Raw genomic sequence first — 15,067 nt, forward strand, 5'->3', positions numbered from 1 at the left:
GCTCAGCCAGCGTTCGCCTGAGCGAGCGCTTCCATAATCACATCATGGCTTGCGGCTAGGCGATGTTCGTCATCCACCTCAATAAATCTCAGGTGATGCTTCGCGGCGAACGCCTGGACGGGCTCAATTGGGACCACGTCATCGTGCGTACCGTGAATCACCACGCCGTCTTTGGGTGCCCTTGAGATGCCTGAGCTACGCTCGTCGTAGATGGCAGGCGCCAAGAGGATGTAGGTTCTGAATCGCTCGGGATGCCGGTCGTAGAGCAAGGCCGCCACGAGGCCACCAAACGACGACCCCACGACGATGATATCTTCAAGCCCGGCGGTTTCTGCCTCAGCCTTGGCCACTCGCGCCTCAAGGTCAAGGCCCTGGAAGTCCGGCGAGGTCACACCGTAGGTTTTGGAGATGGTTTGGTACTTTGAGCCGTGTGGACCAGATTCGAGGCCGTGAAAAAAGAAAACCTTCAAAAGGCGCCTCCCATAGTCAAAAGGGCACCGTCCCCAAGCCCTTCGTTCAAAGGCTGAACTCCAAAACGCACGCCAGCAAGCTCTTCCGGTGTGTCCCAATTCTCATGGGTGGCCCAGGTGGCGAGGGCCAGTCCCGAGACCATGCCCACAATACCTCCGGTGAACACAAAAGGTGCCGAGGGAGAATCACCCTGGATCAAGACCGGTACGCCCAGCCCCACCAACGACCCGGCGATGCCGGATGCGTCGATAATTAGGCTTCTTCCGCGGCTCATTGGGTAGTGGCGCGTCAAGACGCTGCCGAGGATAAGGCCGGCATCCGAAGCCAGGAGCAGTGATGCCCAGATCGCCTTTTCTGAGGCCGCGAACTCGGTCGCACCGTGAACGAAGAAGGTCAGCAGACCCGCCCAGAGTCCGGTTGAGGTGGCCATCGAGACATCGCCCGAGCTCGGCTGAAGGTTGTTATAGATGAGATAGCCAGTGCCAAGACCTAGAAGCTGCGTTCCCATCATGATGCCGGCCGTCTCTTTTTCGTCGAGGTCGAGCAGCATGCTTCCTGCAAGTCCCTGCCACGCGCCCCAATAGGTGCCGGAATTCATGGCCGATGCCATGCCTGGATAGACGCCCTCTTCACGGTTTACGAGGAGTGAGAAGGTCAAGCCAGCCCCCGCCCCAACCAATAAGGTTGAGATGGTCGAGCGCCCTGAATCGCACTCGATAACGATACACATCTCGATTCCGAGCGCGATCCCGTGCAGGGTTTGGGTCACCACGAGCTCGCCGCGGGCAAGCCCGCTCGGAAACTCATTTCCTCGCCGCCGCCCGGGTTTAGCCTGCTCAACTTCAGGGCCTTCCTCGTAGAAGATATCCAAGACCGCATTGGCCTTCAGCGCGATTGGATCTGCAGGGTAGACGAGAAGAATCATCTCGAGGTCCCGCACCGCTCCATCCGGGTCGCCCGACGCCAGTTTCACAAAGGCTCTGTCGTAAAGCTCCTCGGCTGTGGTGCGCTCCGTTCGACCCTCTACCACAAGGTCCTGAGCAGCACTCAAGCCGGGCACGAGCATCATAGCTAGCAAAAGTGCAAACACCCATCTCATGGCTGAACTCTCCGACGCACAAGGCCAAGGCCCATCATGAGGAGCACGAAGGAGATGCCGGAACCGGTGGTGTTGCAGCCGCCGTCATCACCGCCTCCGCCGCCCGAAGCATTTCCGGGGCCGGGTTCGTCGGTCGTCATCTGGCATTCGCCTTCTTCGCAGCTGTAGCCGTTGATGCAGTCGGCATCGATGGCACACGATGTGGCGCACCCTGACGCCGGGTTACATCCCACGTATGGGGCGCACTCTTGGCCTTCAGGCTGAACACAGGAGCCTGCACCGTCGCAGGTCAGAACTTCGTAGAAGGTGCTTCCAACACAGGTGCTCTCGCCGCAGACCGTTGAGCTGTCGTACTCAGCGCACGCGCCTTCGCCGTCACATGTACCTGTGAATCCGCACGTGTCTTCGGCCTCGCGGCGGCATGCGCCTGAGCCCGAACCGTCAGCCTTGAGTGGTGGTTGCTTTCCGGCAACAACCGGCGCGCAGGTCCCGTCTGGCTCTCCGGTATCTTGGAGCACGCAGCTCTCGCACGGGCTATCGCACGCGGAGTCGCAACACTGGCCGCTCTCAACTCCGCCCACGCACGGGGCGTTGAAACAACGGGCGTTGGACACGCAGAGACCACCCGCAAATCCGCGGGCGCGGGTCCACTTACCGAAGTAGATATCGCGCTGGTTAATGAGCGCGATCGGAGCGCGCACAGGGCGAAGGTCTGCGGCAAGTCTTCGAACCGAGCCAAATTGCCCCGATATGAGGAACGTAGAGCCGTTGTAGGAGATGTCGAAAATATCATAGCCGTTGAACACGTTGGACGCGCTTCCGAGCGCTACGCCTTCGTTGTTTAGACGGATGAGCGAGCCCCCAGCCCCTGCCAAAATCCACTCGAGACCGTTGAATTCCACCGCATAGACGGGGCCCTCAAAGCCGCTCAGGCTGACCGGATCGTCGCGTAGGTTGCCGTTGGAGGCGACCATCACGTAGACGCCGGTTCCCTGCGTGTTGAGGCCGGCGACCATCCACTCCACAGCGTTGCTCTTGGCTGCGTAAAGGGTTTCTACACCTTCAATCTGGACCGGCGCGCCGCCCGAGGTACCGTCTGGGCGAACGCGCTCGTAGGTTCCGTCGTCGCCACCGATAAGCCAGAAGCCGGGGCCCCATGACACGAATCGAATGGTTTTGGAGTCTAGCAGGGTGTTTGGGGTGCCCTTGGGCGTCCCGTCCTGGCCGACCAACTGGGTAAACCCGTTCTCGCCTGCCACGAGGAAGTCCGTTCCGTTGAATGCTGCGGCATATAGCGTGCCGTCTGTTTCCAGGGTTTGGGCATCCGATTTTGGCGCGCCCATGAGGTCAAAGAGTTGGATACGACCTTCGTCACCCACCAGTAGAACACCGTCTGTCGCAATATCACCACCGCGAACCGTGCGTCCTTCAAGGCGCGCGTCGAGCGTACGAAGTTGCGTGAGGTCGGCGCCCACAAATTCTACGAATCCGATTTCGCCGAGCGCAATGCGCCACGATTCGTCCACGAGCCACGCGGCGACTGGCGTTCTGGACGTAGCCAGGTCAACCGCTTGTCCGCTCGGCGCGCCGGTAGCATCGAGGAGTCGAACTTGGCCTTCGCGACCGAGCACGATGCTCTGACCATCGGCAACTTCAATCTTTTGAACAGCCTGGTTAAAGACTTGATTCCACGCGTCAAAGGTCCGCGTAGCTGGGTCCATGATCCCGACTCGGCCATCCGCGGTGCCGACGAGGATCTTTCCGTTCTGGAAGACTGCGTCTGTGACTTCAATACCCGCCTCAATAACTTGGACTCCACCTTGCGGTACGCCAGTTTGGCGCACGAATTCGAACGAATCGCCGCCGAAGACAATCCACCCGCTTGGCGCGCCAGAGCTTGGCGTGCCTGCGGTAGCTACGGCAGAAATGACGCGAGTTTCGAGCACGTCATTGACAGTGCCGGACTCCAACGTGGCGTTTGCGGTTGCGACGCGGTCCTCAGACGCAAAGAGCCATGTCAGCCCGTTAAACGCCGCATCCACCAGGTTCTCACCATCAAGGAGCACGGCTTCCGTCTCGGTCGGCTCACCCTCAGCGTCCAGGACCATGGCGTTTCCGCCTTGCCCACCAATCACCCAGCCGATGTTTGCCTTTCGAATGAAGTTGACCGGCGCGCCCTCAAAGACCATGCGCATATCGCGAAGGCGGTTGACCTCGGTGTCCACGGCTTGGAGGCGTCCGTCGCCGACCAGCACCCAGCGTTGGCCATCAAATGATGCATCGTTGACCGAATTTCCATCGAGCACAAAGCGGCCGGTCAGCACGTCCGGTTCGCCGTCATTGCCGCCCGCCAACTCCACGAGGCCCTCATCACCCGCCAAGAACCAGTTCGGTGAATCCGTCTCCACGACGGCTTGAACCTCCGTCTGAACCTGAGGTTCCGGCTCTTCTTCGGTCTCGATACAAGCCAAAGAACCTAGAGAAATGAGTCCAATTCCAATCCAAAATTTCAGCATTAAATAGCCTCCCGAGTCGTAGTACTCAGACCTCAATACAACCTTATGAATTAAATATCGAGATCATTAGTCGACTTGTAGAAGTTGGCTTGCACCCGAAACATCTGATAGCGTTTTCGACGATATACCCCATGGTGTGCCCGAGGGCGCAAAAGAATCAAAAGGCAAAAGATAATGAATTGGCGAGCAATAATTCTGTTTTTGGGTGTGGCTCTATTCGGCGCCTGCTCGGCGGATAGCGGCAATAACCAACCGCCGGTAGTCGTGCTCAACGTGAGCTCAGAGGTTCAGGTGATCGTGGGTGAGACGCTCTCGATCGAAATTAGCGCCAACGACCCTGAGGGTGGCGCGCTCACCTTTGATTACGAGGCACGCCCCGAAGGCGCATGGACACTGAGCTCCGCGCAATTTCTCAAGAGCGCGACGGGCGCCCGTTTTGATTGGGCGCCGCTCGCGAGCGACGTCACGGGTACCGACCCGCTGCGTCTGATTTTCATCGTTCGAGACGATGCGGGGCAGGTCACCGAGAAAACCGTGAACGTCAATATCGTCCCTGGTAACGGGGTCCCTCGATTCCTGACGAACTCTTCTGTTCTATACGACCCGCGAATCGGCAAGCCCGTGGTCGTGGATCTGCGCGTTCGTGACGACGATTCCACCGAAGTAGAAATCGTGATGGACGAGGCTAGCGCGCCCTTTGGGGCGTCCTTCACGCAGAACGGACCTTTCGAGGGTACTCTGACCTGGCAACCAGACGCCGAACAGCTTAAGAAGCGCGTGCACTCCATCAACTTTGTGGCTGACGACCTGCAAAGCCAAGTCCCGTTCAAACTCACCGTGGTGGTGCGTTCACCTACAAATGTCAACTTGCAGCCGGATCAAATTGACCTGAGTTGCCCCGGTGAGGAGATTATCACGCACTCACCGATTGGACCTCAGCGCGGGTTTAATGATTATGAGTTTACGGCAACACTGTCGCAGGCGGCACGTTCAAGATATGACGAAGTTTATCTCTATTGGACGCTCGGCGACCCGTACTCGGACTCCGACGACCCGAGAGATGGATTCGAAGGAATTCTGATGGAGGACGAAGGGACCCAGTTCTTCGCTCGAATTGGCAACCAGGCCGACGTGATTCCTCAGGGTGGTTCGGTCTCCGTTTCCTACACAATTTGCGCCATCGACGTGGATTCCTCGGATTCAGAGGCAGTACGATGCGTACCAAGTACCGGGGATTATAACCTCTACCACTCGTTTGTGGCCTACCATCCTGACGAAGAGGCGGAGTGCATTGATGACGGCGGAGACCTTGTGGGCGCGGGCAACGATGATTTTGAGAACGCCACTCCGATCTCCACAACGGGCTTTAATTTCTTCCGGACGTGCTCCGGGAACGACGACTACCATACGCTGACGGTACGTCCGGGCGAGCGCTACCTTGTGGCCGCGGTGTACAATCAGAATTCGGACGTCCAGGTTCAGGCGTTTGATGCGGCTCAGTCGAGCATCGAGACCGAAAAGAGCACGTGTACCGGTCTGAGTGGAATCGAGGCCGCAGTGCCTGAAGATGGCGCACAAACCACCTTCTTCATCAGGGTCAACGGCGGAGATAATCATAACTACGCCGTGCGGGCCCTGCTCATCGACTCCGGCTCGGGTTCTGAGTGTTCAGACGCCGCAAACGAGCCGAACGAAACCGCAGGGAACGCAACCGCTCTGACCGATGGACAGACCGTATCTGCCGAAATCTGCACCGCGCAGGATATCGATATCTACAAGATTGGCCTGACGGCAGGGCAAACCGTGACCTTCAACAACCAGTTCCAAAACTCTCAAGGAAACCTCGATATGACGCTCTTTGCGCCGTCTCAGGCTGGTGAAATCAGCGTGTCTGGGTCCGGTGTGGCGTTCACGTTCTCGTTTGGAAACGAGGAGACGCTCGAGCACCAGGCCACAGAAACCGGGGACTACTACCTCTTGGTCTTCAACAACAATCAGTCCGCGGTGCCCTATACGCTCAATGTCTCGGTCGGCGCAGGCCCTTCGTGCACCGACGACGACCAGTACAGCACCAATGGTAACCATACTCAGACTTCCGCAGCGCTCATTCCAAACGGAGAGTTTGTAGAAATTTCTGGTAAGGCGTGCCCAGGCCAGCCCGATTGGTACCGCCGCACAGAGTTCAAGAGCGCCGCGGTGCTCGCCGAGTTGACCTTGGACGGCGGCGACGCGGCCCTCAGCGACTTGACCGTATCGGTCTACGATATCTCCGGAACCCTGGTGGCCGAGGGTACCGTGGTAGGTAGTGGAATCACCTTGGATTATACGCCCAATCCTCCGTCATCCTTGGGTGACTTCCTCTACAAAGTCGAGTCGAGCCAATACGTTGAGTACACCCTCGCGATTCTAAGAGAGTGATTATGCGCGGGTTGATTCTTCTCTTGATTTTGTTGGGGCTGGGCTGTGGGACCGACCCAGGTGCGGTCAACGCGCCGCCCACGCTTGAGCTCGATGTGAGCGGTGAGGTGAGCTACGAGCTTGGCGATATCATCCGCATTACGATGTCGGGTGAGGACCCCGAACAGGGACCCGTGACGTTCAGTGTTGAGAACCTTCCCGACCGCGCCCTTGTTCAGTCTTCGGGTTCCTTTGCCGTGATGACCTGGGACCCGGTGGCGAGCGACGTCACTCCAGATGGCCAGCCGCTCTCGGCTGTGTTTGTGGCCACAGATGAATTCGGTGCGCGCACCGAACGTGTGGTTCGAATCAATATTCGTTCGGGCAGCGGTGCTCCTCGATTCACGAACTCGAATTCGGTTCTACACAATGCAGGAAGTGGTCCGGTGGTCTTTGACGTGACGATCCGCGATGACGATAGCTCGGGTGTTTCCATCGCGATGCCGAGCGGTTTTGCGCCAGCTGGCGCGGAGCTTACGTCTACGGGGCCGTTCAGCGCCCGATTCGGATGGGAGCCTAGTGCCGAGCAGCTCGAGCGCCGCGTGCACACGGTGCGCTTTATCGCCAACGACTCGCAAAACGATCCCGTAGAACAAACCGTTTCTATCATCCTAAAGAAGGAGACGCAGAACACCACCGAGCCGCGTGAGCTTGACGCCACATGTCGCTTTGAAAGCGCGGTGGAGTACCAGAGCCTCGCCGCGCAGTTCGGCGCTTCAGATTACGCCATCAAAGCCAGTATCACCGCGTCTGGTCGCGAGGCTGGCTACGATCGACTGGTCCTCAACTGGACTACAGAAGACGTGTGGAATGATTGGTCTCTACCCTGGCAAAGTTCCGAAATGATGCCAGCGGGCGAAGACTTTGTGGGTGTGATCCCAAACCCTGTGCTCACCGAAGGAAGCCAGGAGATCTACTACGAGATTTGCGCCATCAATGACGACGCCGAAGAAGGCGACCAGAGCGCCTATCTGTGCGGTCCAACGAGCCTTTTCGATAGCTTCATCGTCTATCCGCCAGGCACCGACGCCTGTGATTCCTTTGCGCCCTTCAACACTACCATCGACCTCGCGAGGAACCTCGGAGGTGATTGGGAGCTCGAGCGCATTTGCGCGGGTGAGACGCTTTTCTACGAAATCACGCTCGGGACAGGGCAGGAATCCACGCTCTACCTCGTTTACCCGCTCAGCGCGGCGCCCACCGTGCAGGTCTACGATGTGAACCGGACGCTCTTGCCCGCACCAACGCCCGCCACGTGTGGCGGGTTTACAGACATTTTTCTCACAAATCCTGGGGCTTCCACCAAGTTCTATATCGAGATTCAGGCCAATGAGAATGCGGCGAATATCCCGTTCCAGATCGTGGCCGAAACGCGCGATATGATGAACCCCACGGAATGCCTCGATGCGCAGTACGAGCCGAACGACTCGCTTATGACGGCCACGCCAATTACCACCGCATCGGCCTCGTTTACTGGGCTCGAAATCTGTCGGTCGGACGACCTCGATGTCTATTCGTTTCAGGCCGACGCAGGAGAGTTGATCAACGTGGATTTGGCGTTCTCCCACGAGATTGGGGATATCGACCTAAAACTCTTCAGGCCTTCGCAGACGAGCATCGGAAAGATTGCGCCCTCGGCCGCATGGAGCGTAGGTGTGAGCGACGAGGAGTCTATCGAATACGTGACTACCGAAGCCGGGATGCACCATATTTTGGTCTACTCAAACCGCCCGAATCGCTATTCGATGACCTTTGAGCGCTCGGATGCCTCTGGCGTTTGTGTGGACACAGATGGCGGTGGAATTGGCACGAATGACACGCAGGGAGATGCCGAGTTCATTGCCGACGGGCTGAGCGAAGGACTGAAGGTTTGCGCGGCGGCCGAAGATTGGTTCTCTTTCCCTGTGATTGACTACAACACCGAGACCTTTGAGATTGAGGTCGCGGCCACCGAAGGCGCGCCCAGCGATTTGACCGTGGAGGTCTGGGACACGTTTGGGCGTCTCGGGACTGCCGTAGAGAGCGGTGGTGCGCTCAAGTTCACGCTCTTCCCACTCAACAACGAAGAACACTATATCCGCGTGCTATCCGGCGGAGCGGTCACGTATTCGTTGGAGCTGACGGTTCTTTTTGGGATCTAAGCCAAGACGTTGTAGATCTCGATAAAATCATCGACTTTAAAGTGGGTTTTGATTTGGTCCGGTGGGCCAAAAAACGCGAGCTTCCCCTTATTTACCACGCATAGTTTGTCGTAAAGACTCAAGGACGACATGATATGGGTGGTCACGATCACCATATGGCCGTCGTCGGCGAGCTTCCGGAAGTTCTCGGTGAGCGAGCGCTCAAGCGCGGGATCGAGTCCGCTCGTGGGCTCGTCTGCGAAGAGCATTCGCGGCTTGGAGAGGAGCTCAACACCAACGCTTACCCGTTTTCGTTGGCCGCCCGAAAGCGACGAGACGCGGGTGTCTTTGGACTCCGTAAGCCCCAGAATCCGCATCACCATATTGACCCTCGCGATCCTCGCCTCGGGCTCTAGGTCTGGCAGCCGAAGCTCGGCGGCGTAGCCCAACGTGCGCTCAACGCGAAGTGCCGCGGGAACGATATCGTCCTGAGGGACAAAGCCGATATCACTCTTGAAGGTCTCGAAATTTTCGTAGAAGTCTTTGCCGTCGAGTGTGACGCGCCCGGCGGTGGCGGGCCTAAAGCCGTTCAGGGCCATGAGCAGCGTGGATTTTCCGGAACCGGATGGTCCCAGAATACCTATCATCTCGCCGTCGCTTGCCTGGAAATCCACACCACTGAGAATGGTCTTTCCTCCGCGCTCAACTGTGAGTTTTCGGGCGGTTAGCATCTATTACTCAACACAGTACTCCACGTCGATTCGCCGAGCTCCAGCACCCACCAGCGCAGACGTCTGAAACTCCAAGAGCCCGTTCTCGCACTCGTCAGTCGCACCGAGGTACACAAAGCCCGCCGCACCGAGCCGAATCGGCGTAAGCTCTTCGTCTTCGTCCACCGCGCTCACTGCCAAAGGCTCATGCGCCATGGGTCGCTCGGAGCAAAGGCTCAAGGTCTTAGCCACGCCCAGCCGCTCGGTCACGGTGTTCAAAGTGGGGCCAAAATCCTCCACACAAACACTCGTAAAGAAGCCCTGGTCACCCATCAAAATCGACATGTCCGATAGCCGGTTAGCCCCATAGGCCGAACCCACGCTCGCGTTGCAAACGGGGCGAATCTCATCGGTTTCCGAGTCAGAAGGAGGGCCCGAGATCGCCACAAAAGCCACACCCTCAGGGGTCGACTTTGCGTCCCTAAAGGTCTGGGCAAATTCTTCCAGATCCAGAAGTCCCTCGCGTGCGCCGTAGCACTCTTCCCGTGCCGAGCCCGCGTTGGTAAGCATGCCACCGTGCGAACAATCATCTTCATTCGAGAGCACGAGAATCAAGAGACGGGCGTCTTCGCGAATGAAGGTATCGCCTGCGATATCCGACTCGAGCACGGTCCGAACTTTTTGCAGCGATTGCTGAAACGGGTCACCGCTTGAGCCCTGAGCCACGTTACACGCGAGGATTCGCGCCCAGTTCGGGCTCGAGCTTTTGACCACCTGAGTGGTATTTCCGGTACAACCTTCGGCACTATCACCAGCGGGCGCAAGTGGCCTTCCGTCCAGGTCGGTGGTGGTGACTGCCGCCCAGACGTCCAGACCCCGCGCCTTCAAGTCCTCAAGCCAGGGCTGTGCTGCTTGCGCGAACTTGTCCTGCATACGCTCCACATCACCCGAACTATCCACCACAATCAGGACGTCCAACTTCTCAGGACGTTCATACGCATCAAAGGACTGCTCCGCCCGATTCCCTGCGCGGCACTCGCCAGGCAATAGAGGGTCCGGGTTAAAGGCGGGATTGGGCTCGGTGCAGCCGAGCAGGCCGAAGGCGGCCAAACTGAGGAAGATTGAGTTTTTCATGCGGCTTTTGACTCCAATTGGCTCAGCTCTTTTCTCCCTTCGAGCACTGCGACCATCATTTCTAACACATCTCGCGCGCCTGACTCTAGCCCCGTCGCAAGGCGTTCAATCTCTTCGAAATCCCATTCGATCGGGATGAGCTCCGGCATCTCCTTGATGGCAGCGATAAACTCATGAAGCCTATCTTTCGTGCCGTCTTCCTTTCGACGAAGCGCGAGCGCGAGATATTCGAAGAGCGGTCGAATCGCCTCCCATCGAGGGTCCAATGTAGCGACCTTGCCCACAAACCCAAGCACGTGGTCAGCACCGCCGAAACGCATGAGGTCACGCGTGAACTCAAACGCGCTCGTGGCGTCGAACTCCGGCTGAGAGTGCGCCTGTTCGGCCATCTGCAAGGCTTCGCTGACTTCGGATTTCCTGAGAAGGACCATGGCCAACGAGCTCAGATAGCGCGGGTCATCAGGGTCGATGGTGATCGCAGTCCTGAACGTGGCCTCGGCGTCTTTCGTGTGGTTCATCGCGAGCTGGATGACGCCTAAGTTATAGACGCTATCTGGGTTTTCCGGATCCATCAGAATGGCGCGCTTGGCGAGGGTTTCGGCGAGTTCAACATCACCGAGCTCGAATGCCGCGGCTACCATGCCGTTGACCGCTTCCGGGTCTTCCGGATTGATCAAGGCAGCCTTTTCGTAGTGGCGGCGGGCAGCTTCCATATCGCCGAGTTCCATCAAGAGGTGTGCGCAGTTCAGCCAGTGCTCGGCTTCGTCGGGCTCGAGCTTTCGCGCCTTATCAAAGGCTTTGAGGGCCTCGTGAAGCTCGCCGGCCTCGCTCAATGCCACGCCGTAAAATAGCCAAAGTCGAGGGTTTTCCTCGTCGAACTTGAGTACGCGCTTATAGGCATCAGCCGCGTACTTGAACTCTTCGACCTCCATCCAAGACTCCGCGGCCAAGAACCAATGTTCGGGGTCCTCTGGGTCGAAGTCGGCGGCCCGTTCGTACATGGCGGCGGCTTCCTCGGCGCGTCCAGAAGCGCCCAAAAGGAGCGCAGCCTTGCTCGCGACTTCGGCATCCGTGCTCCCCTGATCGAGCGCCTTCATGTACATCTCAAACGCGCGCAGCTCCTCGCCGGCATCCATAAAGAGGTCGCCTAGATAGGCCAGGTGCCTCGTGTCTTGGAAGACCACGTGGCTCATGCCCTCCATGAGCGCACGCGCGGCCTCATCGTCACCCTTAGCCAACAAGGCGTCGATCTGCGCAAGCTGAGTTGTGGGCTCGTGACCGTGGAATTCCGCGACCTTGCGCAGAATGTTCATCGCCTCTTCGGTCAGGTCGCGAGAGATCAAGATCAGCGCGTAGGTCAGGGCTGAATCCAAGTCTTTTGGGCCCTTTTTGGCGTATTCTTCGTTCGCCTCTTTGAGGGCGACCGATACATCGTCTTTGCGAAGTGCGCGGTACGTCGAGGTTTTGAGGGACTCCAGACCGTTGGAGAGTAAAGCAGCGAGGGAGTTTTGAAGCGTGTCATTCATGGCGGCTAAAGACCACAAAGTGCCGCGAAAGTCTAGCGAAGCCGGAGACGCCGAAAAAAGTTAAAATGTTACAATAACAACTTAAGATGCCAATCCCGTTGAAAAATAGCGCAAATTGGACGAGGTGGTTTATCGGTGCGTATTTTGTGATAGTCTTTGGGCGAAAAAATTCTTGTCGATCGTCTAAAGCCGTGTTTTTCTGTTGGAGAAGCTCGGTCCTTGAAATTGTTTGGTAGTAAGAGAGCCTCTGCGTGGTCGAACACAGTCGGAATTTAGCTTGGTCGACATTTGGTCGGTATGCCCTACTCGAGCGCATTGGCGCTGGGGGTATGGCTGAGATCTATCGTGCCAAGACCTTCGGTGCGGCGGGGTTTGAGAAGGAATTCGCGATCAAGATGATTTTGCCCAACCTTGTCGACGACAAGGAGTTTGTGGCCATGTTCATCAACGAGGCGAAGATTGCGGTGTCGCTCTACCACGCGAATATCGTGCAGGTCTTCGACTTGGGCGAGCTCGACTCGCAGTACTACATCGCGATGGAGTTCGTACACGGGAAGGACTTGCTCGACGTGCTCGCAAGCTGTGCGCAACACGAAATGAAGATCCCGCTGAACCTCGTGATGTTCATCACGATGGAGTTCTTGAAGGGTCTCGACTTCGCGCATCGCGCCAAAGACGCGTACGGCGAGGACTTGAATATCATCCACCGCGACGTGAGCCCCTCAAACGTGCTGATTTCGTACTCCGGAGACGTCAAGATCGGAGACTTCGGGGTGGCAAAGGCCGCCATCCAGCGCACGCTCACCGAGTCCGGAACGCTCAAAGGTAAGGTCGGATATATGTCGCCCGAGCAGGTCGTGGGCGATGAGATCGACCATCGGAGCGACGTCTTCTCGGCGGGTATCGTATTCTTCGAGGCCCTGAGTATGTCTCGGCTTTTTGTCGGAAATTCAGATCTCGACGTGATGCTCCGGGTACGCGATGCGGATATTGAGGCGAGCCTGAAGAAGGCGGGCCCGATGCCTCAAGCCCTTGAAGAGATTGTGCGTAAGGCGCTCACAAAACACCGTGAGGAGCGTTTTCAGACCGCCGGTGAGTTCTATCAAGCCCTTCAGGACTTCTGTTACTCACACCGCATCAAGGTCTCCGGAAACGACCTCTCGAACTTCATGCGCCGGCTTTTTGCCGACGAGATCGAGAAAGAGAAGAAGCGTCGCAAATCCGAGGAAGAATCAGGGCGAAAGCAAGTCGCCCGCGCTCAGGTCGCGCAGGTCGCCGAGCAAGACCGATTCACGCCGCCGCCAAATCATTCAACGCCTAAAAGGCAGAGTCGCAAGCCTGACACCGACGATTTGGAAGACCTCGCCGCCGCCGTGGCCGAGCCAGCCAGGGCTCCAGAGACACAGGCGCCCGCGCAGCCAAAGTACCGGTACCGAGACGATGGCGGCCTAATTTTTGGCCCGATGTCCGAGTCTGAACTCTTAAAGCTCGTCAAGGAGCGGCCACCTACCGTTAAGGACCGAATCTCTATCGATGGCGGTGAGTGGATTGCGCCCGCAGAGATGGAGATCCTGGCACCGCATGTCAGGAGTCCAGTCAACAAGGCTGCCCGCTCTGTGCCAGTAGGGGCTGGTGTCTATAAGCCACGCACAGCGCAGGCAAAACAACTTGGAGATGAAGATACTCAGCGCGACAATAGCAACAATTCTATCGCGCAGCTCTTGAACTCTTCGCCAGAAACCTCGGATATTTCTGAGATTGGTGCAGGTTCAAGCCCCATGCTCGACGTACCCGATGCGCCAGACCTGCAAACGTCTGAGGAAGCCAAACGGGTTATCTCCGAGATGCGCAAGCAATACGCGAGCTACGAGGGCGAGTTTGACTCCACGTCTTTTGCTCGAATCTTCGCGCGGTTGCATCGAAACAAGGCGACTGGCCGGTTGCACGTCACGCATAATGACGTAGAAAAATCGATCTACTTCGAATCCGGTGAACCGGTTTTGGTTGATTCGAACCAGGAGACCGAATTGCTCGGATTCTTCCTGCTTTCCAGGCGCATTATCACTCAAGCTCAGCTCGAAGAAGGGCTCGCCCGTCTCAGTGAGTGGGGTGGGCGCCTCGGAGACGCTCTCGTGGCGATTGGGGCCATTCCAGCACATGAAATCTTCAGGCACCTCTCGGACCAGATGCGTGAGAAGATTCTGGATATCTTCACGTGGCCCGAGGGTTATTGGGGATATTATGAGAACCAACAGCCCGATACGCACGGCTATCCGCTCGGGATCGATGCGTACTCTACCGTGGCGGATGGTTGCCTTGAGCGCATGCCGGTAACGCTATTGCGTGAGCTCTATCACCGCCGCATGAACACTGCGCTTCACGTGCGTGACGCATCGCCGGTTGACCTCGATAAGCTGAGGTTACCCACCAAAGCGATGCGCGTGATCAATATGTTTGAATCCGGGCAACATCTGCAGGGGCTGTGCTCCAAGCTGCCCGAGAATCAACACGAACTCGTCCTGCGCGTGGTGTATCTGCTTCATCAGGTCGAGCATCTGACCTTTGAGGATACCGAGTCTCAGGAACTTCCCAAGTGAATCAACCCTTGACCGTGGCGATGGCATTAGGCCTGACTTTGGCTCCGCTGGCGCCTCTGGCGGCTCAGGAAAAGCAAGAAGTATTTGGTCCCGAGCATCGCCGGCAAATCTACGAATCGAACAAGAAATCTCATGTCGCGGCCACTCTTTGGACTGCAGTCTTCCCGGGGCTCGGAAACTTCTACGCCGAGAACTACCTCATGGGGGGCATCTTTGGGATGGTCATGGTCTTCGGCACCACGATTTTTGCTTATGGCGTCGTGACCGACCAGTCGGACATCATGCTCTGGGGCGGCATCGGCATGGGCGGGGCCTATCTGGGCTCGGGGATCACCGCCAACCTGGCCGTGATGGATTTTAACGCCGAGCTGAGGCGCGGGCTTAAAGTGGGCGAGTTCGAGCCAGCGTCGGGTCCGGTCCTGAGCGTTCGGTTTTGA

General features: G+C 57.6%; 10 protein-coding genes. 4 read left to right on the forward strand and 6 right to left on the reverse strand.

Translation table 11 applies throughout. The annotated features are described in order from the left end of the window. Positions 1–2: 2 nt before the first annotated feature. From FRD01_RS15230 to FRD01_RS15240, 3 genes are read right to left on the reverse strand one after another with little or no spacing between them, the layout of a single operon-like run. Positions 3–470, reverse strand: coding sequence for an alpha/beta fold hydrolase (locus FRD01_RS15230; protein ID WP_249755657.1), 468 nt, complete (start codon positions 468–470; stop codon positions 3–5). Next, the gene (locus tag FRD01_RS15235; RefSeq protein WP_146961100.1) at positions 467–1,570 is read right to left on the reverse strand and encodes an outer membrane protein assembly factor BamD; all 1,104 of its coding nucleotides are present in this window, start codon (positions 1,568–1,570) and stop codon (positions 467–469) included. Before FRD01_RS15235 ends, FRD01_RS15230 begins: the two co-directional genes overlap by 4 nt. Further along, positions 1,567–4,086, reverse strand: coding sequence for an MYXO-CTERM sorting domain-containing protein (locus FRD01_RS15240; protein WP_146961102.1), 2,520 nt, complete (start codon positions 4,084–4,086; stop codon positions 1,567–1,569). The genes FRD01_RS15235 and FRD01_RS15240 overlap by 4 nt, the downstream gene beginning before the upstream one ends. 174 nt (positions 4,087–4,260) lie before the next feature. On the opposite strand from FRD01_RS15240, the gene FRD01_RS15245 reads away from it, so the two are divergent. Both FRD01_RS15245 and FRD01_RS15250 read left to right on the forward strand, forming a co-directional pair. Next, on the forward strand, positions 4,261–6,504 hold the full coding sequence (locus FRD01_RS15245; protein ID WP_146961103.1) for a PPC domain-containing protein: 2,244 nt from the start codon (positions 4,261–4,263) through the stop codon (positions 6,502–6,504). Positions 6,505–6,506: 2 nt separating this feature from the next. Further along, positions 6,507–8,684 (forward strand): PPC domain-containing protein, encoded by a 2,178-nt coding sequence (locus FRD01_RS15250; protein ID WP_146961105.1) that lies wholly within the window; start codon positions 6,507–6,509, stop codon positions 8,682–8,684. Here the strand turns inward: FRD01_RS15250 and FRD01_RS15255 are convergent. The 3 genes from FRD01_RS15255 to FRD01_RS15265 are packed head-to-tail and all read right to left on the reverse strand — an operon-like array spanning position 8,681 to position 12,033. Next, positions 8,681–9,394, reverse strand: coding sequence for an ABC transporter ATP-binding protein (locus tag FRD01_RS15255; protein WP_146961107.1), 714 nt, complete (start codon positions 9,392–9,394; stop codon positions 8,681–8,683). The genes FRD01_RS15250 and FRD01_RS15255 overlap by 4 nt on opposite strands. A 3-nt stretch (positions 9,395–9,397) precedes the next feature. Further along, complete coding sequence (locus tag FRD01_RS15260) at positions 9,398–10,507, reverse strand: hypothetical protein (RefSeq protein WP_146961109.1); 1,110 nt, start codon at positions 10,505–10,507, stop codon at positions 9,398–9,400. Further along, on the reverse strand, positions 10,504–12,033 hold the full coding sequence (locus FRD01_RS15265) for a tetratricopeptide repeat protein (protein WP_146961111.1): 1,530 nt from the start codon (positions 12,031–12,033) through the stop codon (positions 10,504–10,506). Before FRD01_RS15265 ends, FRD01_RS15260 begins: the two co-directional genes overlap by 4 nt. Before the next feature lie 251 nt (positions 12,034–12,284). Here FRD01_RS15265 and FRD01_RS15270 point away from each other — a divergent pair, with 251 nt between their 5' ends. Both FRD01_RS15270 and FRD01_RS15275 read left to right on the forward strand, forming a co-directional pair. Then, a complete protein-coding gene (locus FRD01_RS15270) occupies positions 12,285–14,630 on the forward strand; it encodes a protein kinase domain-containing protein (RefSeq protein ID WP_283808647.1) in 2,346 nt (781 codons plus the stop codon). Beyond that, the gene (locus tag FRD01_RS15275; RefSeq protein WP_146961115.1) at positions 14,627–15,067 is read left to right on the forward strand and encodes a hypothetical protein; all 441 of its coding nucleotides are present in this window, start codon (positions 14,627–14,629) and stop codon (positions 15,065–15,067) included. The genes FRD01_RS15270 and FRD01_RS15275 overlap by 4 nt, the downstream gene beginning before the upstream one ends.

Source organism: Microvenator marinus (assembly GCF_007993755.1).
GTDB classification, from domain to species: domain Bacteria; phylum Myxococcota_A; class Bradymonadia; order Bradymonadales; family Bradymonadaceae; genus Allomicrovenator; species Allomicrovenator marinus.